Origin of the sequence: Rhodococcus sp. DMU2021 (assembly GCF_019641445.1) — a bacterium.
GTDB lineage: Bacteria > Actinomycetota > Actinomycetes > Mycobacteriales > Mycobacteriaceae > Rhodococcus > Rhodococcus pyridinivorans.
Map to the genome: position 1 here is coordinate 107,239 of NZ_JAIFKB010000007.1, position 23,521 is coordinate 130,759.

General features: G+C 66.8%; 23 protein-coding genes and 1 pseudogene. 15 read left to right on the top strand and 9 right to left on the bottom strand.

Translation table 11 applies throughout. The annotated features are described in order from the left end of the window. Positions 1–10: 10 nt before the first annotated feature. From K3M35_RS12615 to K3M35_RS12640, 6 genes and pseudogenes are all read left to right on the top strand, one after another. On the top strand, positions 11–622 hold the full coding sequence (locus tag K3M35_RS12615; protein ID WP_006550428.1) for a TetR/AcrR family transcriptional regulator: 612 nt from the start codon (positions 11–13) through the stop codon (positions 620–622). A 9-nt stretch (positions 623–631) separates the two neighbouring features. Continuing rightward, the gene (locus K3M35_RS12620) at positions 632–1,780 is read left to right on the top strand and encodes an acetyl-CoA C-acetyltransferase (RefSeq protein WP_217579205.1); all 1,149 of its coding nucleotides are present in this window, start codon (positions 632–634) and stop codon (positions 1,778–1,780) included. Between the two features lie 124 nt (positions 1,781–1,904). Then, a complete protein-coding gene (locus tag K3M35_RS12625) occupies positions 1,905–2,174 on the top strand; it encodes a DUF2277 domain-containing protein (RefSeq protein ID WP_006550426.1) in 270 nt (89 codons plus the stop codon). A gap of 118 nt (positions 2,175–2,292) precedes the next feature. Continuing rightward, complete coding sequence (locus K3M35_RS12630) at positions 2,293–4,611, top strand: carbon starvation CstA family protein (RefSeq protein ID WP_220666497.1); 2,319 nt, start codon at positions 2,293–2,295, stop codon at positions 4,609–4,611. Continuing rightward, complete coding sequence (locus K3M35_RS12635; protein ID WP_019290138.1) at positions 4,608–4,790, top strand: YbdD/YjiX family protein; 183 nt, start codon at positions 4,608–4,610, stop codon at positions 4,788–4,790. Before K3M35_RS12630 ends, K3M35_RS12635 begins: the two co-directional genes overlap by 4 nt. A 15-nt stretch (positions 4,791–4,805) precedes the next feature. Then, positions 4,806–5,177, top strand: a pseudogene (locus K3M35_RS12640) (hypothetical protein). An 18-nt stretch (positions 5,178–5,195) separates the two neighbouring features. On the opposite strand, the gene K3M35_RS12645 reads toward K3M35_RS12640, so the two are convergent. Both K3M35_RS12645 and K3M35_RS12650 read right to left on the bottom strand, forming a co-directional pair. Next, positions 5,196–5,822 (bottom strand): response regulator transcription factor, encoded by a 627-nt coding sequence (locus tag K3M35_RS12645; RefSeq protein ID WP_213932482.1) that lies wholly within the window; start codon positions 5,820–5,822, stop codon positions 5,196–5,198. Continuing rightward, entirely contained in the window at positions 5,819–7,033 is a 1,215-nt protein-coding gene (locus K3M35_RS12650) for a sensor histidine kinase (RefSeq protein ID WP_220666498.1), read from the bottom strand. The genes K3M35_RS12645 and K3M35_RS12650 overlap by 4 nt, the downstream gene beginning before the upstream one ends. A gap of 126 nt (positions 7,034–7,159) precedes the next feature. Between K3M35_RS12650 and K3M35_RS12655 the strand changes: the two genes are divergently transcribed. Then, positions 7,160–8,227, top strand: a complete 1,068-nt coding sequence (locus tag K3M35_RS12655) for an ABC transporter permease (RefSeq protein ID WP_094979508.1) — start codon at positions 7,160–7,162, stop codon at positions 8,225–8,227. A gap of 29 nt (positions 8,228–8,256) precedes the next feature. Next, the gene (locus tag K3M35_RS12660; RefSeq protein ID WP_019290135.1) at positions 8,257–8,955 is read left to right on the top strand and encodes an ABC transporter ATP-binding protein; all 699 of its coding nucleotides are present in this window, start codon (positions 8,257–8,259) and stop codon (positions 8,953–8,955) included. A gap of 240 nt (positions 8,956–9,195) precedes the next feature. Here K3M35_RS12660 and K3M35_RS12665 read toward each other — a convergent pair whose 3' ends face one another. Genes K3M35_RS12665 through echA20 form a run of 4 tightly spaced genes read right to left on the bottom strand, consistent with a single transcriptional unit; the run spans position 9,196 to position 12,697 of the window. After that, positions 9,196–10,275 (bottom strand): nitronate monooxygenase family protein, encoded by a 1,080-nt coding sequence (locus tag K3M35_RS12665; protein WP_072740528.1) that lies wholly within the window; start codon positions 10,273–10,275, stop codon positions 9,196–9,198. Further along, complete coding sequence (ipdB, locus tag K3M35_RS12670) at positions 10,272–11,030, bottom strand: cholesterol ring-cleaving hydrolase subunit IpdB (protein ID WP_024102905.1); 759 nt, start codon at positions 11,028–11,030, stop codon at positions 10,272–10,274. The genes K3M35_RS12665 and ipdB overlap by 4 nt, the downstream gene beginning before the upstream one ends. Next, positions 11,027–11,905 carry a CoA transferase subunit A gene (locus tag K3M35_RS12675; RefSeq protein WP_024102906.1) on the bottom strand — a complete coding sequence of 293 codons (879 nt, stop codon included), beginning with the start codon at positions 11,903–11,905 and terminating at the stop codon, positions 11,027–11,029. The genes ipdB and K3M35_RS12675 overlap by 4 nt, the downstream gene beginning before the upstream one ends. A 30-nt stretch (positions 11,906–11,935) precedes the next feature. Beyond that, positions 11,936–12,697, bottom strand: a complete 762-nt coding sequence (echA20, locus tag K3M35_RS12680; RefSeq protein WP_024102907.1) for a (7aS)-7a-methyl-1,5-dioxo-2,3,5,6,7,7a-hexahydro-1H-indene-carboxyl-CoA hydrolase — start codon at positions 12,695–12,697, stop codon at positions 11,936–11,938. 124 nt (positions 12,698–12,821) lie between these two features. On the opposite strand from echA20, the gene K3M35_RS12685 reads away from it, so the two are divergent. After that, positions 12,822–14,039, top strand: coding sequence for an acetyl-CoA C-acetyltransferase (locus K3M35_RS12685; protein ID WP_006550414.1), 1,218 nt, complete (start codon positions 12,822–12,824; stop codon positions 14,037–14,039). A 2-nt stretch (positions 14,040–14,041) separates the two neighbouring features. Here the strand turns inward: K3M35_RS12685 and K3M35_RS12690 are convergent, their stop codons facing one another. After that, the gene (locus tag K3M35_RS12690) at positions 14,042–14,749 is read right to left on the bottom strand and encodes a hypothetical protein (protein ID WP_064061684.1); all 708 of its coding nucleotides are present in this window, start codon (positions 14,747–14,749) and stop codon (positions 14,042–14,044) included. A gap of 52 nt (positions 14,750–14,801) precedes the next feature. On the opposite strand from K3M35_RS12690, the gene K3M35_RS12695 reads away from it, so the two are divergent. Next, positions 14,802–15,395: a TetR/AcrR family transcriptional regulator gene (locus K3M35_RS12695; protein WP_024102909.1), complete on the top strand. Its 594-nt coding sequence runs from the start codon at positions 14,802–14,804 to the stop codon at positions 15,393–15,395. A gap of 16 nt (positions 15,396–15,411) precedes the next feature. On the opposite strand, the gene K3M35_RS12700 is transcribed toward K3M35_RS12695, so the two are convergent. Beyond that, entirely contained in the window at positions 15,412–17,091 is a 1,680-nt protein-coding gene (locus K3M35_RS12700; protein ID WP_006550411.1) for a class I adenylate-forming enzyme family protein, read from the bottom strand. Between the two features lie 236 nt (positions 17,092–17,327). Here K3M35_RS12700 and K3M35_RS12705 point away from each other — a divergent pair, with 236 nt between their 5' ends. The 5 genes from K3M35_RS12705 (at position 17,328) to K3M35_RS12725 (ending at position 22,311) form a co-directional block, all read left to right on the top strand. Beyond that, the gene (locus K3M35_RS12705) at positions 17,328–18,137 is read left to right on the top strand and encodes a MaoC/PaaZ C-terminal domain-containing protein (protein ID WP_064061685.1); all 810 of its coding nucleotides are present in this window, start codon (positions 17,328–17,330) and stop codon (positions 18,135–18,137) included. 26 nt (positions 18,138–18,163) lie between these two features. Next, on the top strand, positions 18,164–19,843 hold the full coding sequence (locus K3M35_RS12710) for an AMP-binding protein (RefSeq protein ID WP_064061686.1): 1,680 nt from the start codon (positions 18,164–18,166) through the stop codon (positions 19,841–19,843). Between the two features lie 167 nt (positions 19,844–20,010). Further along, positions 20,011–21,189, top strand: a complete 1,179-nt coding sequence (locus K3M35_RS12715) for a Rieske 2Fe-2S domain-containing protein (protein WP_006551946.1) — start codon at positions 20,011–20,013, stop codon at positions 21,187–21,189. Positions 21,190–21,200: 11 nt separating this feature from the next. Beyond that, positions 21,201–21,470: a hypothetical protein gene (locus tag K3M35_RS12720; RefSeq protein WP_006551945.1), complete on the top strand. Its 270-nt coding sequence runs from the start codon at positions 21,201–21,203 to the stop codon at positions 21,468–21,470. A 37-nt stretch (positions 21,471–21,507) separates the two neighbouring features. After that, positions 21,508–22,311 carry an SDR family oxidoreductase gene (locus K3M35_RS12725; protein WP_220666499.1) on the top strand — a complete coding sequence of 268 codons (804 nt, stop codon included), beginning with the start codon at positions 21,508–21,510 and terminating at the stop codon, positions 22,309–22,311. Between the two features lie 70 nt (positions 22,312–22,381). Here the strand turns inward: K3M35_RS12725 and K3M35_RS12730 are convergent, their stop codons facing one another. Further along, the gene (locus K3M35_RS12730; protein ID WP_220666500.1) at positions 22,382–23,434 is read right to left on the bottom strand and encodes a ferredoxin--NADP reductase; all 1,053 of its coding nucleotides are present in this window, start codon (positions 23,432–23,434) and stop codon (positions 22,382–22,384) included. Between the last annotated feature and the right edge of the window lie 87 nt (positions 23,435–23,521).

The window sequence follows — 23,521 nt, forward strand, 5'->3', positions numbered from 1 at the left end:
GATGTCCGTCATGACTCCCTCACGCGACGACACCTCCAGCAAGTCCGGACGCCGCGCGGAACTGCTCGACATCGCAGCCGACCTGTTCGCGTCGCGCGGTGTGCGGGCCACGACCGTGCGCGACATCGCCGACGCGGCGGGAATCCTCTCCGGCAGCCTCTACCATCACTTCGATTCCAAGGAGTCGATGGTGGACGAGATCCTGCGGGCCTTCCTCGACGACCTGTTCGACCGGTACCGCAAGATCGTCGCGTCGGGTCTGCCGTCCCGCAAAACCCTCGCGGCACTCGTCACCACCTCCTACGAGGCGATCGACCGGTCGCACGCCGCGGTGGCGATCTACCAGGGTGAGGCCAAGCATCTCGAGGGCGACCGCTTCGCCTACATCGGCGAACTCAACACCGAGTTCCGCGACCTGTGGGTGGGCGTGATCGAACGCGGCGTCGCGGACGGTTCGTTCCGGCCCGACGTCGACGTCGAACTGGTCTTCCGGTTCCTGCGCGACACCGTGTGGGTGGCCGTGCGCTGGTACCGGCCCGGAGGCTCCCTCAGTATCGATCAGGTTGCCCAGCAATACCTTTCCATCGTTCTCGACGGACTGTCGAACCAGAATTCTTCGTAAGGAGACATCATGACCGAGGCCTACATCGTCGACGCGGTGCGCACCCCCATCGGCAAGAAGAAGGGTGGGCTCGCGGACGTGCACCCGGCCGACCTGGGCGCGCACGTGATCAAGGCGCTCGTCGAGCGCACGGGCATCGACCCCGCCGACGTCGACGACGTGGTGTTCGGTTGCGTCGACGCCATCGGCGGCCAGGCCGGCAACATCGCCCGCACCGCGTGGCTGGCCGCCGGCTACCCGCAGCACGTGCCCGGCGTGACCGTCGACCGTCAGTGCGGGTCGAGCCAGCAGGCCCTGCACTTCGGTGCCCAGGCGATCCTCAGCGACACCGCGGATCTCATCGTCGCCGGTGGCGTGCAGAACATGACGCAGATCCCGATCTCCGCGGCCATGATCGTCGGGCAGCAGTACGGCTTCGACACCCCCTTCGGTGGGTCGAAGGGCTGGACGGAGCGCTACGGCAGCGACGAGGTGTCGCAGTTCAAGGGTGCCGAGATGATCGCCGAGAAGTGGGACCTCAGCCGCGAGGAACTCGAGAAGTGGGCGCTGCAGAGCCACGAGCGCGCCAAGGCCGCCATCGCCGAGGGACGCTTCGAGAACGAAATCGTCCCCTTCGGTGACGCCACCGTCGACGAAGGCCCGCGCGAGACCAGCCTCGAGAAGATGGCGTCGCTGCAGACCCTCGTCGAGGGCGGACGCCTGACCGCCGCCGTCGCCAGCCAGATCTCCGACGGCGCATCCGCGGTGCTGCTCGCCTCCGACGAGGCCGTGAAGAAGTACGGCCTGAAGCCCCGCGCGCGCATCCACCACCTCAGCGCCCGCGGCGACGACCCGATCTTCATGCTCACCGCCCCGATCCCCGCCACGCAGTACGCCCTCGAGAAGGCCGGCCTGACGATCGACGATATCGACCTCATCGAGATCAACGAGGCCTTCGCGCCCGTCGTCCTGGCGTGGATCAAGGAGATCGGCGCCGACCCGTCGAAGGTCAACGTCAACGGCGGCGCGATCGCCCTCGGCCACCCGCTCGGCGCGACCGGCACCAAGCTGATGGCGACGCTGCTCAACGAGCTCGAGCGCACCGGTGGTCGCTACGGCCTGCTCACCATCTGCGAGGGTGGCGGGACCGCCAATGCGACCATCATCGAACGCATCTGACCCACCCCCTTCACATCCGCGCGCCCGTTCGTCATCCGCTGCTGCGATCGCCGCAGCGGACGGACAGCGGGCGCGCGGAAGCGAACGTATGGTCCGGTCCGGAGGTGACGTCTACCCTCGAAGCATGTGCCGGAACATCACGGAGCTGCGGGGGCTCGAGCCGGCTGCGACCGCCGAGGAGATCGAAGCGGCCGCACGGCAGTACGTCCGTAAGGTCAGCGGGATCCACAAACTCTCCGACGCCACCCGGGAGCCGTTCGAACAGGCCGTCGCCGAAGTGACCGCGACGACGACGAGATTGCTCGCGGCCCTTCCCGAGCGGCGGCAACCACCGCCGTCGGTGCCGCCGCTACGTCGGCCCGAGGTGCAAGCCAGGATCGCCGCACGCGGCTGATCGATTCCGGTTCGTTCGTCGACGCGCGCGGGTAGCGTGACGCTGGTCGAGATTCGAGCACGTTCGAGGCCCGTCGCGACCTCCGCGGGTCTGCGGGCGAGCCTGGTGAGGAGCCGATATGGCTGTGGACCCGGCGCCGCCGACCGGCAGCGAGGTGGAATATCTCCGGACCGACCCCGATCTTCCACCGGTCGGTGTCGTCGACCGGACACCGATATCACCCACCGCGAGGATCGTCTTTCTCGTGCTCGCGATTCTGGGGGCGGTCGCCTGGTCGATCATCGCGCTGGTCCGCGGCGAGGAGATCAACGCGGTCTGGTTCGTCATTGCCGCCGTGTGCACCTATCTCGTCGCCTATCGCTTCTACGCGAAGTTCATCGAACGCAAGATCGTGCAGCCACGCGACGACCGTGCGACACCTGCCGAGGAACTCGAGAACGGCAAGGACTACATGCCGACGGACCGTCGGGTGTTGTTCGGCCACCACTTCGCCGCCATTGCCGGCGCGGGCCCGCTCGTCGGCCCGGTGCTCGCCGCCCAGATGGGTTATCTGCCCGGCACGATCTGGATCATCGTCGGCGTCGTCTTCGCCGGTGCGGTCCAGGACTTCCTCGTCCTGTGGATCTCCTCGCGCCGCCGCGGACGCAGCCTCGGCCAGATGGCCCGCGAGGAACTCGGGCCGATCGGCGGCGTCGCGGCGCTCATCGCGGTCTTCGTCATCATGATCATCCTGATCGCGGTGCTGGCATTGGTGGTCGTGAACGCGCTCGCCGACAGCCCGTGGGGCCTGTTCTCCATCGCGATGACCATTCCCATCGCACTGTTCATGGGCGTCTATCTGCGCTACCTGCGACCCGGCAGGGTCGCGGAGGTGTCGCTGATCGGCGTCGTTCTGCTGCTCGTCGCGATCATCGCGGGTGGCTGGGTCGCCGAGACCGACTGGGGAACGAACTGGTTCACCCTGTCCCCGGTGACGATTTCGTGGCTGATGATCGCCTACGGATTCGCGGCGTCGGTGCTGCCGGTGTGGTTGCTGCTCGCCCCGCGCGACTACCTCTCGACCTTCATGAAGGTCGGCACGATCGTCCTGCTCGCGATCGGGATCCTCGTCGCACGACCGAACCTGGAGATGCCCGACATCACGTCGTTCGCCATCGACGGTGACGGCCCGGCCTTCGCGGGGTCGCTGTTCCCGTTCCTGTTCATCACCATCGCGTGTGGTGCACTCTCGGGTTTCCACGCGCTGATCTCCTCGGGGACGACACCGAAGCTGATCGAGAAGGAGAAGCAGATCCGGCTCATCGGCTACGGCGGCATGCTCACCGAGTCGTTCGTCGCGATCATGGCGCTGGTCACCGCCTGCATCATCGACCAGCACCTGTATTTCACGCTCAACGCTCCGGCCGCCGTGACCGGAGGCACTCCGGAGACCGCCGCCGCCTACGTCAACGGTCTCGGGCTGGGGTCGCCCGACATCACCCCCGAACAGATCTCGGCGGCAGCCGAATCCGTCGGGGAGGAGTCGATCATCTCTCGCACCGGTGGCGCACCGACGCTCGCGTTCGGCATGTCCCAGGTGCTCAGCGACCTGTTCGGCGGCGACAGCCTCAAATCGTTCTGGTACCACTTCGCGATCATGTTCGAGGCGCTGTTCATCCTCACCACCGTCGACGCGGGAACGCGTGTCGCGCGGTTCATGCTGTCGGACTCGCTCGGCAACTTCGGCGGTCCCGCTCGCCGCTTCAAGGATCCGTCGTGGCGACCCGGTGCGTGGTTGTGCTCTGCGGTCGTCGTCGGTCTGTGGGGTGCGATCCTGCTGATGGGCGTCACCGACCCGCTGGGCGGCATCAACACGCTCTTCCCACTGTTCGGCATCGCCAACCAATTGCTCGCCGCGATCGCCCTGACGGTCGTGCTCACCATCGTCGTGAAGAAGGGACTGGTGAAGTGGGCGTGGATCCCCGGCGTGCCGCTGGTGTGGGATTTGATCGTGACCATGACGGCGTCGTGGCAGAAGATCTTCTCCGGCGACCGCGCGGTCGGGTACTGGGCGCAGCACCGGGCCTTCGTCGACGCGAAGAACTCCGGCGCAACCACTTTCGGTTCGGCGAAGACTGCCGACGAGATCGACGCCGTCATCCGCAACACGTTCATCCAGGGCACGTTGTCGATCGTGTTCGCAGTGCTCGTGCTCATCGTGGTCGCCGCAGGAGTAGTGGTGTGCATCAAATCGGTCCGGGCCGGAGGTATGCCCACCACCGAGACACCCGACGTGCCGTCGAAGATATTCGCGCCCGCGGGTTTCGTGCCGACCCCGGCCGAGAGGGAACTGCAGAAGGAGTGGGACGAACTGATCGCATCGGGCAAGGTCCGCGCCCCGGGCGCCGCACACACCCATGCCTCGCGGCATCGCGACGGGGACGGAGGTGGGTCGTGATCACAGCACTGCGTCGGGCGTGGTGGTGGATCGGTGCCGTCATGGGCGACCACGACTACGCGAGGTACGTCGAACTGCACCGCCGGCAGCATCCGGATCGACCACCGCTGAGCGAACGCGACTACTGGCGTGAGCGGCACGCTGCAGCGGATGCGAACCCGGGAAGCCGATGCTGTTGAGCGGGGAGGTCGGGCATGACGCCGTACGAATCGATCCGCGTCGAGACGCGCGATCGGGTAACGACTGTGATCATGGCCCGTCCCGAGCGCCGGAACGCGGTCGACGGTCCGATGGCCGCCGAACCGGCCGACGCGCCTCGTGCTCTCCAAACCGGTGATCGCGGCGGTGGAAGGCTACGCGGTTGCCGGTGGACTCGAACTGTCACAGTCTTCCCACAGACCTGCATGCGCAACGACCGCCGCTCGGTCTACGAACAGTTCGGCCGCTCCGAATCCGAGGCGCTCGGATTCGTATTCGCCCTCGGTATGGAGTCCGTCGGAAGTGACACGGTCGGAGGGGCCGCGCGGTTCGCGTCCGGGGAGGGCCGACACGGTTCGTTCTCCTGACCCGATCCTCGACACCGATCACACGATCAGGCCCCGCTCGCGCGCCGCGACCACTGCGGCGGTGCGATTATCCACCTCCAATTTGGTGAACGCGTGCACCAGATGGGATTTCACGGTTGCCTCGCTGACGAAGAGCTGTTTGGCGATCGCACGATTGGACAACCCTTCGGCGACCAGCGACAGCACTTCGATTTCACGGGCGCTGAGGTCGGCGCGGGGCTGCTGCATGCGGCGGTAAAGGCGCTGGGCCACGTCCGGGTCCAGGACGGTCTCCCCACGGGCCGCCGCGAACACCGATTCGATCAGCACTTTCGGGTCGGTGTCCTTGAGGAGGTAGCCCGCCGCACCGGCTTCGACCGCGCGCAGAATGTCCGCGTCCGTGTCGTAGGTGGTGAGTACGACGACCCTCGGCGGATCGGCCGCCGTCAGGATCCGGGCGGTCGCCTGCGCCCCGTCGATCCCCGATCCCAGACGCAGATCCATCAGCACCACATCGGGTTTCGCGGCCGACGCCGAAGCCACGGCTTCCTCACCCGACGATGCTTCGGCGACCACCACGATGTCATCGTGCGACGCCAGCAACGCGCGCAGTCCCGCCCGTACCACCGGGTGATCGTCGACGAGCAGTACACGTACCGCACTCATGCGACCCGCCCGACCGGAAGGGTTGCGGCAACCGCGGTTCCGTCTCCGGGTGCCGATTCCACGACGAGTGTGCCACCCAGTTCGGCCAGTCGTTCCCGCATCGACCGTAAGCCGAATCCACCGTCCTGACGTTGATCGAAGCCGATACCGTCGTCGACGATATCGAGCCGTACTTCGTCGGATGCGTAGCTCAATGTCACCCGTACCCGACGCGCCCGCGAATGCAACCGCACGTTGGCGAGAGCACTCTGGGCGACGCGGAGCAAGGCGACGTCGAAGTCCGTCACCAGCGGGATCGGATCGCTGTCGGTGAGTAGGTCACCGGTGATCCCGGTCTGCTGCTCGAGTTGGTCGAGCAGGCGCCGCAACGCGGATTCGAGCGGTGCGGACTCGAGCGCAACCGGCGCGAGCGCGTCGACCACCCGGCGGGCCTCGATCAGATTCTGCTGCGCGGTGTCCGCGATCTGCGCGAAGACCGCCGCAGAATTGTCGGGAGCGCGCTGCCCGGCTCGGGAGAGCAGCAGAATGGACGAAAATCCCTGCGCCAGAGTGTCGTGAATGTCACGCGCGAGGCGGGAACGTTCGGTCAGTGCGCCCGCTTCCCGTTGCAGCGCGACCAATTCGTCCTGCGCCCCGAGCAACTCTCGGTGCGCCTCGGTGAGTTCGTCCACCAACTGCTGTCGCTGCGCGGACTGCCGCACCAACTGTTGGTAGACGACGGCCATTCCGGCGGCAGCTGCCGCCCCGAACACCGGTCCGAGAATCGAGGCAACCGTGTTCGTGGTGCCGTGCCACAGCGTCGCTGCGATCGCTATCGCGGTCAGCATGATCGTCACCGTCAACGCGACCGGAGTGGAGAACAGGGGAAAGCACAGGAAGAACAGGGCGAACGCCAGCCAGACGAAGTTGACATCCGCCACCACGAGAGCCAACCAGCCCAGCCCGAGCGCCGCGAACCAGATCTGCCCCGACCGGCGCTGTACCGGCTCCCCGTTCTCGAAGCCCTCACGCTGCGCGAACCAGATCCCGAAGAGATACCACCCGGCTACCACGACAGCGAGCGCGACGATCGGAGCGGGATGAGCACTGTCGGTAACCGTGCGCACGACACCCACCGCGAGGAGCAGGAAGAACAGCAGATGGGCGCCGAATTGCATGGCGCGTAGCACCGGCACGGCCCCGCCCGAGTCAGACCCATCGGAATTCCGCATCTCGCCCACTCTAATACCGCACTATGCCGTCGACCGCACCGATCGACGACCTCCAACTTTCGATGGATCAGCGAACCCAACCAATGCGCGATGCCGGGAATGTTGCCTTGCACGACACTGAGATGCATGTTCCTCGCTTTCCGTGATCTCCGGTTCGCCAAAGGTCGCTTCACGCTGATGACCTCGGCCCTGTTCCTCATTTCGCTGATGGTGGTCACGCTGTCGGGGCTGACCTCCGGACTGGGTAATCGGTCTATCGCTGCGATCGAGAACATCGGCGCCGACCACTTCGCATTCGGTGCTCCCCCCGATGGCCGCTCGGTCTCGTTCGCCGAGTCGACCGTGACGACGCGGCAGTATGCGGAACTTGCGGAGGCCGACGGTGTCGATGCTGCGTCGATCATCGGGGTGGCACCCGCTCGGATCAGCGTCGACGGTCGAGAAGTTGCCGCTTCTGCGTTCGGCGTCGACGGGCATTCTTTCGCCGCTCCGGTCGTGCTCGGTGCCGGCTCGGTAGCCGTGGACGCCGACCTCGCCAATGACAACGGATGGACGAACGGAACCCGGATTTCGATGAGCGGAAAGGTATTCACCATCACCGCTCTGGTCGACGACTCGTTCTACAGTCATCAGCCCGTGGTCTGGATGGACCACGACGCATGGATGTCACTGCCGTCGGCCGGTGGCAGTGACGGCACCGTCGTTGCATTGCGGACCTCCGCAGGGTTCGACGCCGATTCTGTCGGTGAGGCGACCGGGACGGCCGTCACCGACGGCCGCGGTGCGCTGAACGCGATCGGGTCGTACACCTCCGAGCGTGGATCGCTGCTGTTGATGCAGACGATGCTGATGATCGTCAGCGCCTTGGTCGTCGGGGCCTTCTTCACGGTATGGACCATCCAGCGCGGCCAGGACCTCGCTGTGCTCAAGGCTGTCGGTGCCTCCACCCGCTATCTGCTCCAGGACGCACTCGGGCAGAGCTCGATCGTGCTGGTACTCGGATCCGGACTTGGAGCCCTGGCCGCAGCCGGTCTCGGAACGGCAGCCTCGCAGTCGGTTCCGTTCTCGCTCACGATGTCCACCACCGTGGTTCCGTTCCTCGCCCTCGTTGTGACGGGCATGATCGGCGCGGCTGCTTCCCTGGTCCGTATCGCCAAGGTCGACCCGCTCGCTGCCCTTGCAGCCGCTCGATGAGTCATCTACCGAGAACGAAGGACTTCGACATGAGTATCTGCTTACGCAACATCGTCCTCAGCTATCCCGACGGTGACGGGCATCGACGCGTCCTCGACGACGTGGATTTCGAGGTCCGACGCGGCGAATTCGTGGCTGTGACCGGTCCGTCCGGGTCCGGCAAATCGAGCCTGCTCGCTGTCGCCGGCCTTCTCATCACCCCCGATTCGGGTCGTGTCGTTATCGACGGCAGCGACATGACGGGACTGGACCGTGACGAGCGCACGACCGTGCGACGCGAGAAGCTCGGATTCGTGTTCCAGCAGTCGAACCTGCTGCCCTCGTTGACCGCAGTCGAACAACTGCAGATGATGTCCCATCTCGCGGGCGACTCGGTCCGCGAGAGTCGTGCCCGTGCCACGGACCTGTTGTGTTCATTGGGTCTCGACGGGCACCTGGACCGGCGACCCCACCAACTGTCGGGAGGGCAACGGCAACGGGTTGCGATCGCGCGAGGACTGATGAACGACCCCTCGGTGTTGCTCGTCGACGAGCCCACCTCGGCCCTCGACGAGAACCGCAGCCGCGAGGTCGTGGCCCTGCTCGCCGATCTGAGCCGGGATCGGGATGTGGCGATCGTGATGGTCACTCACGACCTGAGCCGGCTGACTCTCGTCGACCGCGCCTGTGCCGTGCGCAACGGGACACTGATACCCCTGCCTGGCTCCGTGCCGAGCGCAATTCACTGAAACAGCGGCGAACTGTTGTCACGCGGTATCGGGAATCTTCCTGACCGGGCCATGGCTTGGGCTTCGGCGGAGTGGGGTCGATTTTCCGGACCGCGGGAGGCATCGTGAACGACCCAGCGCCTGTGTCCGGCGACGCGCGGCGGAGTCTGCGCACGTCGGAACCGATCGAGACCGGTGTTGTTGTCGATTTCTCGCGGAAACTCGACAACAACACCGGTCTCGATCTGCTGGGAATCGGAATCAGGCGGCGGGACGCCCCTGATCGCGCAGGGCGGAGAGGGCGTCGATGCGCTCGACTGCCTCGGCGACGATGCGGTCGATCAGTTCCTGGCAGCTCGGCAGGTCGTCGAGCATGCCGACGACCTGGCCCGAGGCGAGCACACCGGCTTCGGTGTTGCCTTCCACGAGACCGGCCTTGAGGAGCATGGGGGTGTTGGCGGCCATGATGATCTGCTGCCAGGTGCGGTCGCTCGCCTTCTTCATGGCGAGGCCGTCCTTGACGATGGTCGACCACTTCATGCCCGTCATCGACTTGAACTTCGTCGCGTTCCGCGCGGCCGCGAGCAGTCCCTTCGCGTAGGTGGACTTCTCGAGGCTGTTCACCAGGTCGGTGTTCAGGACCCGGTGCGGCATGCCGTCGACCTTGAATGACACCGTGGTGTCCTGCAGTCCCCGCGAAAGGTACTGCTGCTTCACCGAATCGGGAACAGCACTGTCGCTCGTGAGCAGGAACCGAGTGCCCATCGCGATGCCGGCCGCGCCGTAGGACAGCGCGGCGGCGAGCCCACGACCGTCGAAGAAGCCACCGGCGGCGACGACGGGGATGTCGACGGCGTCGAGGACGCTCGGCAGCAGCAGGGTTGTCGCGACGGGACCGGTGTGGCCACCGCCCTCGCCGCCCTGCACGATCACCGCGTCGGCGCCCCACGAGGCGACCTTCACGGCGTGCTTGGCAGCACCGATCGACGGCACGACGACGATGCCGTGATCCTTGAGCTTGGCGATCAGCTCCTTCTTCGGTGCGAGGGCGAACGACGCGACCTTGACCTTCTCGCGGATCAGCAGGTCGATGCGCTCACCGGCGTCCGAGGCGTCGGCGCGGATGTTGACGCCGAACGGCTTGCCGGTCAGCGACTTGGTCTTCGCGACCGCCGCTTCGAGTTCGGCGTAGGTCATCGTCGCCGAGGCGAGGATGCCGAGACCACCGGCGTTCGACGTCGCGGCGGTCAGGCGGGGACCGGAGACCCATCCCATGCCCGTCTGAACGATCGGGTGCTCGATCCCCACCAGGTCGGTCAGGGCGGTGCGCAGGACGGTCACAGCGAGACCTCGCGGTCGCGCAGACCCTTGGGGTCGATCACCTCGCGGATCAGACGCAGTTCCTCGAAGGTCGGCTCGCGGGTCACGCCCGCCTCGTCCAGGCCGGCGACCTCGAAGGAGGTGTTCTCCGCGACGGTGGACGCCTCGACACCCGGGTGCAACGAGAGCGCCCGGAAGGTGTGGTCGGGACCGCCGAAGTCGAAGACACCGAGGTTGGTGACGACCCGCGCGATGTCCAGGAAGCGGTACGCCGGGTTCTCGGGATCGACCTTGTCGTATCCGACACCCGAGACGATATCGACCGTGTCGACGAAGACGCGCGAGGAGTGCTTGCCGACCCAGTAGCTGGTCGCGTGGTTGATCGTGTTGCCGGGAGCGCCGCGCACACCGAACATCTGGCGTGTCGGCTGCTGGAGTGGACCGAAGGCCGACAGGTTCTGGTTGCCGTACCGGTCGATCTGGTTGGCGCCCATCACCACGTGGCGGCGGCCCGAGGCGACGACGTCGAACACCTTGCGGAAGGGCATCCAGCCTTCGATCGGTGCCTTCGCGCCGAGGGCCGGGACGTCGGCGAGGATGAGTGCTTCACCGTCGGTGATCAGCAGGTCGGGCTCGGTGGTGAGCTTGGCCAGGCGTGCACCGATCTGCGGCAGTGTCGCCATCGGGCTCGCCATGATCTCGCCGGCACCCGAGAAGATGTCGGCGCATGCGATCGCGCAGTACTCGGCGCGGGTCACGGTCTCGGTGGTGGTCATGCCTGCTCCTGTGCGAACTTCTGGACTGCGGCCTGGTAGTCGTCCTCGCTGCCAGAGAGGAAGCGGTCGACGAATGCCTGCCATGCCTCGGGGTCCTTGGCGGACTCGGCGTAGTGGCGCTGGAACTTCTCGTCGCGGCCGTAGCTGTCGCCCGCGAGGGTGAAGTGCGCCCCGTTCGGTGCTTCGACGATTCCGTCGACCATCATGCGGTTGAGCAGGAGCTGCTGCAGCGGAACCTCTTTCACGAGCTGCTCGGTCTCGACGATCTTCTCGACGGAGACGTAGCGACGTTCGGCGGCCATGCAGTAGAGGTCGTCGAAGTAGGGGTCCACGCCCTGGTAACCGGAGTTGCCGTGCTTGTCGCCGATGTTGAGGTGCACGAAGGACGCGTCGAGGTTCAGCGCCGGCATGGCGATGAGGGTCTCGGTGCCGTCCGGTCCGGGATACGGCGAGGTGACGGTCTTCAGTTCACCCTCCCAGAAGTCGACCACGGCCGAACCCAGGCCCGCGCGGAGGGGCAGGAACGGCAGGCGCGCGGCGGCGGCTTCCAGGCCGCACTTGATCATGCCCTCGTCCATCTCACGGGCGATGATCTCGCCGCCCGTGCGGGCCTTGGAGAACCACGGGTCGTAGAACGGTGCCGAGTCGAGCGAGACGAATCCGTAGTACGCCTTCTTCACCTTGCCCGCCGAACACAGCAGGCCCAGATCGGGACCGCCGTAGGTGACGACGGTCAGATCCTTCACGTCCGAACGGAGGATGGCCCGCACGAGGGCCATGGGCTTGCGGCGCGATCCCCAGCCGCCGAGGCCGATGGTCATTCCGCTGCGCAGCTCGCCGACCACGTCGTCGAGCGACATTCTCTTGTCACGCATGGTGTTCCGAACTCCTGGTGGTGTGAGGCGTCAGCTGTTGCTGCGCGGCTTTCCTGTTGCGACGAACTCGTCGCGGTGCTCGTCGGCGATGCCGGCGAGATTCAACTCGAAGGTGAAGCCCTGCTCGAGGCGGTAGCTCGTCTTCACGTCGACGGGGTCGATGCGGTTGATGGCTTCCTTCGCACGGCGGATGACGCGGGTGTCCTTCGCGGCGATCATCTCGGCGACCTCGCGTGCGGCGGCGTCGAGTTCGCTGCGCGGCACGACCTTGTACACCGAGCCGAAGTGCTCGAGCTGCTGCGCGGTGACGTTCTGCGCCGTGTAGTAGAGGGTGCGCATCATGTGCTGGGGGACGAGGCGCGCGAGATGCGTTGCGGCGCCCAGTGCACCGCGGTCGACCTCGGGCAGGCCGAAGACGGCGTCGTCGGAGGCGACGATGACGTCCGCGTTGCCGACGAGGCCGATGCCGCCTCCGACGCAGAAGCCGTTGACGGCGACGATGACCGGTACCTCGCAGTCGTAGACGGCGGCGAATGCCGCGGCACACCCGTGGTTGGCGGCGATCAGGGCGTCGAACCCTTCGGTGGCCTGCATTTCCTTGATGTCCACACCCGCGTTGAAGCCTCTGCCCTCGGCGCGCAGGATCACCGCGTGGGTGTCGAGACTGCGCCCGGCCGTGGTCACGGCCTCGGCCAGGTCGAACCAGGCCTGTGAGGGGAGAGCGTTCACGGGCGGGAAGTCGACGGTGACCGTGGTGATACCGGCGCTGTCGGAGGTCGAGGTGATGCCCATGGCATGTTCCTAACGTCTGTACCAAACCAAGCGATTGCTTGGTAAGTTAGCACAGGATAGCCGCCGGACCCAGAGGGTCGAAGGGCCGTAGGGTCGAAGTACGACCGATCATCGAGGAGAGAAGATGCCCGAAGCAGTAATCGTGTCCGCAGTACGGTCGCCGATCGGGCGAGCACGCAAGGGCTCGCTCGCGTCGATCCGCCCGGACGACCTGGCGACCCAGATGGTCGCTGCAGCGCTCGCGAAGGTCCCCGATCTCGATCCCACCGAGATCGACGACCTCATGCTCGGCTGCGGCCAGCCCGCCGGACAGTCCGGCTTCAACATCGCTCGCGTGGTCGCGGTGCAACTCGGCTACGACTTCCTTCCCGGCGTGACCGTCAACCGGTACTGCTCGTCGTCGCTGCAGACCACCCGCATGGCGCTGCACGCCATCAAGGCCGGCGAGGGCGATGTGTTCGTCTCCGCCGGCGTCGAATCGGTGTCGAGCTTCGTGACCGGCAACGCCGACGGTCTGCCCGACACCAAGAACCCGCTGTTCGACGACGCCCAGGCGCGTACCGCCAAGCTCGCCGAAGGCGGAGTGCCGTGGACCGACCCGCGCACCGAGGGTCTGCTCCCCGACGTCTACGTCGCGATGGGACAGACCGCCGAGAACGTCGCCTCCCACACCGGCATCTCGCGCGAGGACCAGGACCGCTGGGGCGTGCGCTCGCACAACCGCGCCGAGGAAGCCATCAAGAGCGGCTTCTTCGAGCGGGAGATCACTCCGGTGACCCTCGCCGACGGCACGGTCGTCAGCACCGACGACGGTCCGCGTCCGGGCACCAACTACGAGGCCGTCAGTCAGCTCAAGCCGGTCTTCCGCCCGGACGGCACGGTGACCGCCGGCAACGCGTGCCCGCTCAACGACGGTGCGGCCGCTCTGGTGATCATGTCCGACACGAAGGCGAAGGAACTCGGACTGACCCCGCTCGCGCGCATCGTCTCCACCGGTGTCTCGGGCTTGTCGCCGGAGATCATGGGTCTCGGACCGATCGACGCGACCCGCAAGGCTCTCGCCAACGCGAACATGGGCATCGACGACATCGACCTGTTCGAGATCAACGAGGCGTTCGCCGTGCAGGTGCTCGGTTCGGCGCGTGAGCTGAAGATCGACGAGGACAAGCTCAACGTCTCGGGCGGTGCGATCGCGCTCGGTCACCCCTTCGGGATGACCGGTGCCCGCATCACCGCGACACTCATCAACAACCTGCAGACCCACGACAAGCAGTTCGGCGTCGAGACGATGTGCGTCGGTGGGGGTCAGGGCATGGCGATGGTGCTCGAACGCCTCAGCTGAGCTCAGTCCTCCGAGTCGGTCGGGGGGTCGTCGGTCTGCCGCTTGCGCTCGTCCTGGCGCCGGCGGCGCGCGACCTCCCGGTTCGCGAGGACGGCCGCGAGCACGACCGGCCAGACGTACTTCGCCTTGTCTGCGACGGCCTTCACCCACTCGGGCACGGTGAAGTCGAACAGGGAGAATTCCGGCAGGGAGATGGTCGGCCACGGAATGTCGGGCCACGGAATGTCCGGCCAGGAAATGTTGATATCCCAGTCGGGCCAATCGATTTCGGGGATCGGGATCTGTGCGAGCAGCCAGAGCACGATCAGCGGCACGGCGACCCCGGCTACGGCGACCGCCGTGCGCTGGGCGGCGTATTTCCGGGGGTGCGCCCGGATCCATTCCTCGCGAACAGCCGCCTTGGATCCAGGCTCGGGGTCGAGGTCGACCCCGCCGATGCCGGTGAGGGCGGCTGCTGCCGCACCGAGTTCGGTGTCGCCGTCCCACCAGGTGACTCGTCGGGCCGGTCCGATGAAGGTGGGGAGCCTGACGGCGATCGCGCCGCGTTCGTGCCCGTCGAGGACGACCTTGTCATCGGAGGTCTTCTTCGTGGCGATCTCCTCGCCGTCGATCGTCCAGGTGATCCTGCGGCCCAGCCCGGCATCGTCGATTTCCACGGCGTGCTCGGCGCTCTCCCAGGTGAGCAGCCAGCGCTCCGGAGTCTTCGGCATACAGTAATAATAGAGCGGACACTCCATCAATGGCATCCAGGGAGCCGGGGACATGGCACGTACGGTCGATCCGGTCCGGCACGAGGCGCGCCGCCTCGGGATCATCGACGCAGCTCTGACCTGCTTCGCCCGACACGGCTACGACGGCACGACCACGGCCGCGATCTGCCGCGAGGCCCGCATCGGGTCCGGAACCTTCTTCCACTACTTCCCCACGAAACTGTCGCTGATGGTGGCCGTTCTCGAACTGGGCACAGCCGAAAGCGTGGCGTGGTTCGAGGCGCAGAGCGGGCGAACCGACGCCACCCGTGTACTCGACGAATACGCCGTTCGGGCAGCAGAGGATGCGTCGGATCCCCGTACGGCCGGCTTCGTCCGAGCGGTCGGGGCTGTGATGACCCGGCCGGAGATCGCGGCTGCTCTCGACCGCGACGCCCGCGCGCTGCGCGACGGATTGCTTCCCTGGGTGCGGCTCGCGCAGCAGGCCGGAGAGATCCGGACCGACCTGCCCGCGGATCGGCTCGTCACCTGGCTACAGGCTTTGCTCGACGGCTACCTCGGCGTCGTCGCCGCCGAGACGTCCTTCGACCCCGTGCTCGAACAGGAAACGCTCCGCGACGCCCTGCAGCGCCTGCTCCGGCCGTAGATGTGCAGATCCGTCGTCACCAGTGGCCGTGGGTGTCGCGCCAGCCCTTGCGGATGATCTTCCCGGTGGCGTTGCGCGGCAACAGGTTGCACGTCAGCGTCCATTGCGTCGGCACCTTGAAGTAGGCGAGACGCTCGGATGCGAAGGTCGTCAATTCCTCGACGGTGACCGTGGAGCCTTCGACGAGCACGACCACCGCAGCCACCTCCTGGCCCCATTCCGGGTGGGGCGCGCCGGTCACCATGCATTCGCGGACCGCCGGGTGCAGGGCCAGGACGCGCTCGACCTCCGACGGGTAGACGTTCTCGCCGTTCTGGTGGATGAGGTCGGCGCGCCGGCCCACCAGACGCAGACGGCCGTTCTCGACCACGCCGAAATCACCTGTGCGCAACCAGCGGTCGGGAGTGATCGCCTCGGCGGTCGCCGCCTCGTCGTCCCAGTAGCCGAGCATGACGAAGGGGCTGCGCACACACACCTCGCCCACGCGGCCGTCGGGCAGCCAGGCGCCGCTCTGATCCCGGATCTCGAGGCTCACCGTGATGATCGGCGCGCCCACCGTGCCGGGGAACTCCTCGAGTTCGGCGGCGGAGGCCACAGCGATCGACGTGCTGCACTCGGTGATGGTGTAACTGTCGACCATGGCGTGCTTGCCGAACGGAAGCCCTTCGCGCAGAAGTTGTTTGAACTCCGGCGTCGAAGGTTCCGAGGACAGGGTGAACCGGCTCAGCGAGGTGAGGTCGTATCTGTCGAGATCTTCGTCCTCGAGCATCCGCGCCGCCATCGACGGCACGGCCATCCAGTGGGTGACCTGTTCCGCCTCGATGAGTTCGAGCACGGGACGCACGCCGTACCAGCCCTGGTTCATCACCACGGTGCTGCCGGTGGCCAGGCGCGGCACGATCGTGTTGTGCAGGCTCGTGATGTGGAACAGTGAGGACGTCAGCAGATAGCGGGAGTCCGATGGTGCGGACCGGTCGTATGTGCCGCCGGTCCAGATCGTCGCGATCGCGTCGAGGTACCGGTGGTAGTCGACCACTGCCAGCAGATTCCGCTGCGAGTGCAACGCACCCTTCGGATCCCCGCTCGTGCCCGAGGTGTACAGGAGGACGGCCGGATCGTCCTCGGCGACTCTCGGGGGCGGCGGCTGCGCGCCGTCGAATTCGGCGATGAGGCGCGGTAGATCCTCCTCGATCGACAGCACCACCGTCTGCGCACGGTCGATGCCGGCCACGGCCGCAGCGCGCGGACCGTCGACGAAGAGCACCCGGGGTCGCGAATGACGGATACCGAATTCGAGTTCCGGTTGCACCCACCACGCGTTCAGGCCCACCGAGATCGCACCGAGGGCCTGCGTCGCCCAGAAGGCGGTGACCCACTCGGGCCGGTTCGCCGACAGGATCGCGACCCGGTCGCCCACGCCAACCCCGTACCGCTCGTGGAGCGCCGCGGCGAGGGCGTACGACATGCGCGCGTTCCGGGCGAAGGTGATCCGCTGATCGGTCGTGACCAGATACTCGCGGTCGCCCCAGGCGAGGGACTGCGAGAGCAGATCCGCCACGGCGACGTCGCGTCTGCGCATGACGGGTATCTCGGTGCCCAGGACGTCCTGCACGACGATCTCGAACTCGCCACCCGGACCGGTGAGTCGCGATACCAGCTGATCGAGGAAATGGGAGGGATCGGAGGGGATGGTCATCGCCTGTATCCCACCGGTGCCCCTGCACGCTTCACGGACGTCCCCTCCTCCATCGAGTGCGTACCGCCAGAATCTCACGACGGGTCACCCCGACTTCGAATGTACCGGTGAGTGGGACGGGCGGTGACGGTCACCATCGCTCTCCCTAGCCTGTGACCTGGGCGTCTGTGGAAAAGCGAGGTCCTGTCTCCGTCGGGCCGCCGCCCGGCGCCCCTGTGAGAAAGGACCGAAGACGAATGACCGCAACGACGCCGACGCCCGCGCAGTGGCGAGGCCACGACCTGGGTGCCCGCACGATCCGCTACGACGAGCGGGACGCGATCCTGTACGCGCTCGCGGTGGGCGCCGGCGCGGCGGACCTCGATCTCGTGTTCGAGGACCGGCTGCGGGTGTTGCCGACGTTCGCCCTGACGCTGGCCCAGTGGGCACCGGATGCGCTCGGTGCGCTCGGTGCCTTCGACACGGCCACCGCGCTCCACGGTTCCCAGAGCCTCGAGGTGCTCGCACCGTTGCCACGCTCCGGGGAGATCGCGATGTCGGCGCGCGTCGGTGAGGTCTGGGACAAGGGCCGGGCAGCGGTGTTCGAGGTCGTCGTCGAGAGCGAGTTCTTCATCGCGACGTGGTCGTTGTTCGCACCGGGAGCGGGAGGTTTCGGCGGCGAGCGCGGACCGTCGGCGCCGTCCGCGCCGGAGGGGGATGCCGACGTGATCGGCACGCTCGCCACACGCGCCGACCAGGCGGCGCTTTACCGGCTGACCGGCGACCGGCACCACATCCACATCGATCCCGAGGCTGCGGCGCGCATCGGACAACCCCGCCCCATCCTGCACGGCCTGTGCACGCTGGCGGCCGCGACCCTGCCTCTGGCCGACATGCTCGGAGGGCACCCCGCCGACCTGAAGACGCTGTTCGGGCGCTTCGCGGCCCCCGTCTTCCCCGGCGATGCGGCACAGGTCCGCGCCTGGGGTGACGCAGTGGACGTCCGGTTCGACGTCGTCACGGCGACCGGCGCCGTCCTGTCCGGCGGTCGCGCCGTTTTTGCTTGATCGCCACAACCGTCTGGAGGAAAGACTTGGACACGTTCGCAGAAGTAGTGCGCGCTCGTCACGGTGACCCGAAGGTAGGGTTGCGTTTCGAGGACCAGCAGTGGACCTGGGGCGAGGTGGTTCAGGAAAGCGCCGATCGTGCCGCCGCGATCGTCGCGACCGTGCCTGCTCCCGCAGATCGGCAGCGCCACATCGGGGTGCTGCTCGAGAACGTCCCGGACTTCGTCTTCTGGATCGGCGCCGGTGCCCTGGCCGGAGCAGCCGTCGTGGGCATCAACGCCAGCCGCAGCGGCCCCGAGATCGCCCGCGACATCGCGCACGCGGACATCGACCTCGTCGTCACCGAATCCCGCCTCGCCCATCTGCTCGAGGACACCGGCCACGGACTGCCGGCCGACCGCATCCTCGACATCGACGACGATCGCTACGCGGAGTTCCTCGCGCCGTTCCGCGGTGCGGATCTGCCGGAGACGATTCCGTCCACCGACGACATCGCATTGTTGCTGTTCAGTTCCGGTTCCACCGGCGCTCCGAAGGCCGTGATCGTCGGCCAGGGCCGGCTCGCACGCCTCCTCGGTCCGCTCACCGAACGTGTTGGCATGCGCGAGGATTCGGTCGCCTATCTGTGCATGCCGCTCTTCCACGGAAACGCACTCATGCTCAACCTCGGCACGGCCATGCGGGCCGGCGCGACCGTCTGCATGATCCGGAGGTTCTCCGCGAGCCGGTTCTCCGACGACATCCACCGCTACGGCGCCACTTTCGTCAACTACGTGGGCCGGGCCCTGTCGTACATCCTCAGCCGGCCGGAAGACCCCCGCGACCGCGCGAGCACCCTCGAACTCGCGTTCGGCACCGAGGCATCCGAAGCCGACGTGGCCCGCTTTTCCGAACGCTTCGGCTGCACGGTCGTCGAAGGCTACGGGATGAGCGAAGGCGTCTTCCGCATCAACCGCACCCCCGACACCCCGACCGGATCGCTCGGGGTCGCCGTCGGAGGCGTCGATGTCCGGATCTTCGACGAGGACACCGGGCAGGAGTGCCCCCGCGCCCGTTTCGACGAGACCGGTCGCCTCCTCAACAGTGACGCCGTCGGACAGATCGTCGCGTGCGGTGCCGCCCACACCTTCGAGGGCTACTACAAGAATCCCGAGGCGATGGCCGATCGGGTCAAGGGCGACGACTTCTGGTCGGGGGACCTCGGGTACCGCGACGAGAACGGCTTCTTCTACTTCGCCGGAAGATCCTCCGACTGGCTTCGCGTCGACAGCGAGAACTTCTCCGCCACTCCCGTCGAGCGCATCATCCTGCGGGTGCCGGGCATCCTGTCCGCCCCGGTCTTCGCCGTGCCCGATCCCACGACCGGGGATCAGGTCATGTGCGCCGTCGAACTCGAGCCCGGCGCGGAGTTCGACCCGGCGGTGTTCGGGGCGACCCTCGCCGAGCAGCCCGACATGGGAGACAAGTGGTGGCCGCGATTCGTGCGCGTCACCGCGCAGATCCCGCTGACGGGCAGCAACAAGGTGAACAAAGCCCCGCTGCGGGCGGTCGCGTGGAACACCCCAGACACGGTCTACGTGCGTGTCCGACGGACCTCCGAGTACGTCCTGCTCGGCGACGCGGAACGCACACGCATCGAGCGGGAGTTCGTGGCCAACGGCCGGGCGGCCCTGTTGCCGACCCCCGAACCTGCGCCGGTCGCATGATCGCGGTCCGGCCCGGTCTCACGACATCGGAAGGTCTCGACCAGTGAGATGGCCTCATCAGGGGTGATACCGATCACCTAGCGTTTCGGTCGTATCGCGACGGAATGCTCCAGCGGACTCCGCCGCCTGACCTCCTCAACGCTTCCCTCCCGAAAGGACGGACGACCGTGAGCATCGGCACTTCCGAACAATCCGAGATCCGCGAGATCGTCGCCGGGTCGGCTCCCGCCCGCTTCGCCCGGGGCTGGCACTGCCTCGGCCTGTCGAAGGACTTCAAGGACGGCAAGCCGCACTCGATCGAGGCATTCGGGACCAAGCTCGTGGTGTGGGCCGACAGCAACGACGAGATCAAGATCCTCGACGCGTACTGCCGGCACATGGGTGGGGATCTCAGCCAGGGCACGGTCAAGGGCGACGAGATCGCGTGTCCGTTCCACGACTGGCGCTGGGGCGGCAACGGGCGCTGCAAGAACATCCCGTACGCGCGGCGTGTTCCTCCGATCGCCAAGACCCGCGCGTGGCACACTCTCGACCAGGACGGCATGCTCTTCGTGTGGCACGACCCCCAGGGGAACCCGCCGCCCGCGGACGTGACCATCCCGCACATCGAGGGCGCCACGAGCGACGAGTGGACCGACTGGGTCTGGTACACCACCGAGGTCGATACGAACTGCCGCGAGATCATCGACAACATCGTCGACATGGCGCACTTCTTCTACGTGCACTACTCCTTCCCGGTCTACTTCAAGAACGTCTTCGAAGGCCACGTGGCCAGCCAGTTCATGCGGGGTCAGGCTCGTATGGACGCTCGTCCGCACGCGGACGGACAGCCGAAGATGCTCGGAAGCCGCTCCGACGCGAGCTACTTCGGACCGTCCTTCATGATCGACGATCTCGTTTACCAGTACGAGGGTTACGACGTCGAGTCGGTCCTCATCAACTGCCACTACCCGGTGTCCCAGGACAAGTTCGTCCTGATGTACGGCATGATCGTCAAGAAGTCCGACCGCCTCGAGGGGGAGGAGGCGCTGCAGACCGCCCAGCAGTTCGGGAACTTCATCGCGAAGGGCTTCGAGCAGGACATCGAAATCTGGCGCAACAAGACCCGCATCGACAACCCGCTCCTGTGCGAGGAGGACGGCCCCGTCTACCAGCTGCGGCGCTGGTACGAGCAGTTCTATGTCGATGTCGAGGACGTTGCGCAGGAGATGACCGACCGCTTCGAGTTCGAGATGGACACCACTCGCCCGGTGGCCGCGTGGATGAAGGAGGTCGAGGAGAACCTTGCCCGCAAGGCAGCCCTCGACGAGCAGGCAGGCGCGCAGCAGTCCACCACGACGGGCTAGGAGCCAAAGACATGCAGAACCGGATGGAACCGTTGCGCTGCGGCGAATGCGCCGCGCAGGTGCTCGTCCAGAAGAACAGCTGGGAGCACACGTCCATCCAGTGGAACACCGATGCGCGCCGTCGTTGCCCTGTCGTGCAGGACGACGACGGGCGCGACGGGCGACCCGGCGCGCCCTGGATGTCGTGTTCGCATCTCGACGCCGCGATCGCCAAGGCGGCTGCTTCCGGGGTCATCGAGGTCTTCGACGACACTCCGATCCGAGCCCCCATCGTGCAGTGACCTCTTCAGCTTCCGACTACCTCCCGAAGGACCAGTGATGGCCGAAACCCTCGATCTCGACCGCTCGTACTATGGCCCGTGGGCCGTCATCGCCGGTGGCTCCGAAGGCGTCGGCGCGGCATTCGCCGACGAATTGAGCCGCGCGGGTTTCGATCTCGTGCTCATCGCGCGTCAGCCGGGCCCACTGCAGGAGACGGCGGACAAGGCACGGAGCAACGGGGTGCAGGTGCGCACCCTCGCGCTGGATCTGCTCGACGACGATGCCGTGGAAGAGATCCGCAAGGCGACCGAGGACATCGAGGTCGGCCTGTTCATCTTCAACGCCGGCGCGAACAGCTACGGCCACGAGTTCGTCACCGGCGACCTCGATGGGTTCCGCGGCGTGATCGAACTCAACGTCCACCGGCAGATCGAGTTGTCGCACCTGTTCGGTGGACCGATGAAAGAGCGCGGGCGCGGTGGCATCATGCTGCTCGGGTCGCTCTCCGGCTACATGGGTGCCGAACACCAGAGCATCTACGCGGCCTCGAAGGCGTTCAGCCGCGTCTTCGCCGAAAGTCTGTGGCTCGAGCTCGCACCGCACGGCGTGCACGTGGTCGAACTGGTACTCGGTGTCACCCGCACCCCGGCGATGGTGCGCGCGGGCCTGAACTTCGACATCCCGGGGATGCTCGTCGCCGAGCCGGAAGACGTTGCGCGTGAAGGTCTCGAACGCCTCCAGGACGGTCCCGTGTGGGTCGCCGGCGGCAACTACGAGGCTGCGGTCAAGCGCAGCGGATTCCCGCGCGACAAGCTCGTCCGAGGCGCGGCTGCCGCGATGCGAGCGCTCCTGAACCGCTGAGCTCTGCCGCTTCCTCTACGACTCGTCCCCGGCTGCGGAACGGCAGCCGGGGACGCTTCATTGTCGGGGGTCAGAAGTCGATGCGCACGTGCTTGCTTTTCGGCTTGGCCTGGCACGCGAGGACGTATCCGTTGGCGATGTCCTCCTCGTCGAGGATCGCGGACGGCGGGGTGTCGACGTCGCCTTCGACGACGGTGCACGCGCACGACCCGCACTCGCCTTCCCGGCACGAGTAGGGCACGTCCAGGCCCTTCGAGAGCATGATGTCCACGAGAGTCGCGCTGCGCGGCCAGACGAGGTCGTGTTCCTCGCCGTCGAGCTGCACCGTCACGGAGGCGGCGTCGGTGTCCGACTCGTCGATCTCGACGGCAGGTACGTCGGCGAACGGATCGCCGGACAGGGAGGTGAAGACCTCGGCGTGGATGCGGTCCTTCGGGACGCCGGCCAGCAGCAGGCCTTCGCGGACGGTATCCATGAACGGCCCGGGTCCGCACATGTACGCGCGGTGATCGGCGAAGGTAGAGACCAGGGTCGCGAGCTGCTGCGGCGTCGGCAGGCCCTGCACGCTCTCGAGCCAGTGCACGACGGTGAGGGCAGTGGCGTGCCGGGCGGCGAGTTCGCGCAGCCTCTCGGCGAAGATGACGGACTTCTCGTCGCGGTTGCCGTAGACGAGCACCACGTTGCGATTGCCGCTGTGGAGAGCCGACTCGAGGATGGACAACACCGGCGTGATACCGCTGCCTCCGGCGAACAGTGCGAGTTTCTCGGTGAGATCGACCGGAGTGAACACGCCCGCCGGGGGCAGCACCTCGAGGGTTTGCCCTGCAGTGATGTTGTCGCACAGCCAGTTCGATCCGTATCCGTCGGCGGTGCGCTTGACGGTGACCTTGAGAGGCTCGCCGGTGTGGGGGGAGCTCGCGAGCGAGTAGCACCGTGCCACGGAACCGGTCCGATCGCTCGGGATGCGCAGGGTGAGGAACTGTCCCGGTTTGTAGGCGAAGCCCGCGCGGCGCTCTTCTGGCACGTCGAAAACCAGCGAAACGGCGTCGGCGGTTTCCTGGACGACTGCACCGACGGTCAGTACGACGGAGCGTGAACCGACCGGTGTCTCAACGGCTGTCATCGCAGTGGTTCCCTTCGATACGAATACTTCTCGATCGGATCACCGTAGAACGCCGACGGACGCCGACGCCCGTCTCCTCCCGGTAAT

Excerpts from the sequence above, each read along its gene's own strand:
- K3M35_RS12615 (WP_006550428.1), top strand. The coding sequence starts at position 11 with ATGACTCCCTCACGCGACGACACCTCCAGCAAGTCCGGACGCCGCGCG.
- K3M35_RS12620 (WP_217579205.1), top strand. The coding sequence starts at position 632 with ATGACCGAGGCCTACATCGTCGACGCGGTGCGCACCCCCATCGGCAAG.
- K3M35_RS12625 (WP_006550426.1), top strand. The coding sequence starts at position 1,905 with ATGTGCCGGAACATCACGGAGCTGCGGGGGCTCGAGCCGGCTGCGACC.
- K3M35_RS12630 (WP_220666497.1), top strand. The coding sequence starts at position 2,293 with ATGGCTGTGGACCCGGCGCCGCCGACCGGCAGCGAGGTGGAATATCTC.
- K3M35_RS12645 (WP_213932482.1), bottom strand. The coding sequence starts at position 5,822 with ATGAGTGCGGTACGTGTACTGCTCGTCGACGATCACCCGGTGGTACGG.
- K3M35_RS12650 (WP_220666498.1), bottom strand. The coding sequence starts at position 7,033 with ATGCGGAATTCCGATGGGTCTGACTCGGGCGGGGCCGTGCCGGTGCTA.
- K3M35_RS12655 (WP_094979508.1), top strand. The coding sequence starts at position 7,160 with ATGTTCCTCGCTTTCCGTGATCTCCGGTTCGCCAAAGGTCGCTTCACG.
- K3M35_RS12660 (WP_019290135.1), top strand. The coding sequence starts at position 8,257 with ATGAGTATCTGCTTACGCAACATCGTCCTCAGCTATCCCGACGGTGAC.
- ipdB (WP_024102905.1), bottom strand. The coding sequence starts at position 11,030 with ATGACCACCACCGAGACCGTGACCCGCGCCGAGTACTGCGCGATCGCA.
- K3M35_RS12675 (WP_024102906.1), bottom strand. The coding sequence starts at position 11,905 with ATGCGTGACAAGAGAATGTCGCTCGACGACGTGGTCGGCGAGCTGCGC.
- echA20 (WP_024102907.1), bottom strand. The coding sequence starts at position 12,697 with ATGGGCATCACCTCGACCTCCGACAGCGCCGGTATCACCACGGTCACC.
- K3M35_RS12685 (WP_006550414.1), top strand. The coding sequence starts at position 12,822 with ATGCCCGAAGCAGTAATCGTGTCCGCAGTACGGTCGCCGATCGGGCGA.
- K3M35_RS12690 (WP_064061684.1), bottom strand. The coding sequence starts at position 14,749 with ATGCCGAAGACTCCGGAGCGCTGGCTGCTCACCTGGGAGAGCGCCGAG.
- K3M35_RS12695 (WP_024102909.1), top strand. The coding sequence starts at position 14,802 with ATGGCACGTACGGTCGATCCGGTCCGGCACGAGGCGCGCCGCCTCGGG.
- K3M35_RS12700 (WP_006550411.1), bottom strand. The coding sequence starts at position 17,091 with ATGACCATCCCCTCCGATCCCTCCCATTTCCTCGATCAGCTGGTATCG.
- K3M35_RS12705 (WP_064061685.1), top strand. The coding sequence starts at position 17,328 with ATGACCGCAACGACGCCGACGCCCGCGCAGTGGCGAGGCCACGACCTG.
- K3M35_RS12720 (WP_006551945.1), top strand. The coding sequence starts at position 21,201 with ATGCAGAACCGGATGGAACCGTTGCGCTGCGGCGAATGCGCCGCGCAG.
- K3M35_RS12725 (WP_220666499.1), top strand. The coding sequence starts at position 21,508 with ATGGCCGAAACCCTCGATCTCGACCGCTCGTACTATGGCCCGTGGGCC.
- K3M35_RS12730 (WP_220666500.1), bottom strand. The coding sequence starts at position 23,434 with ATGACAGCCGTTGAGACACCGGTCGGTTCACGCTCCGTCGTACTGACC.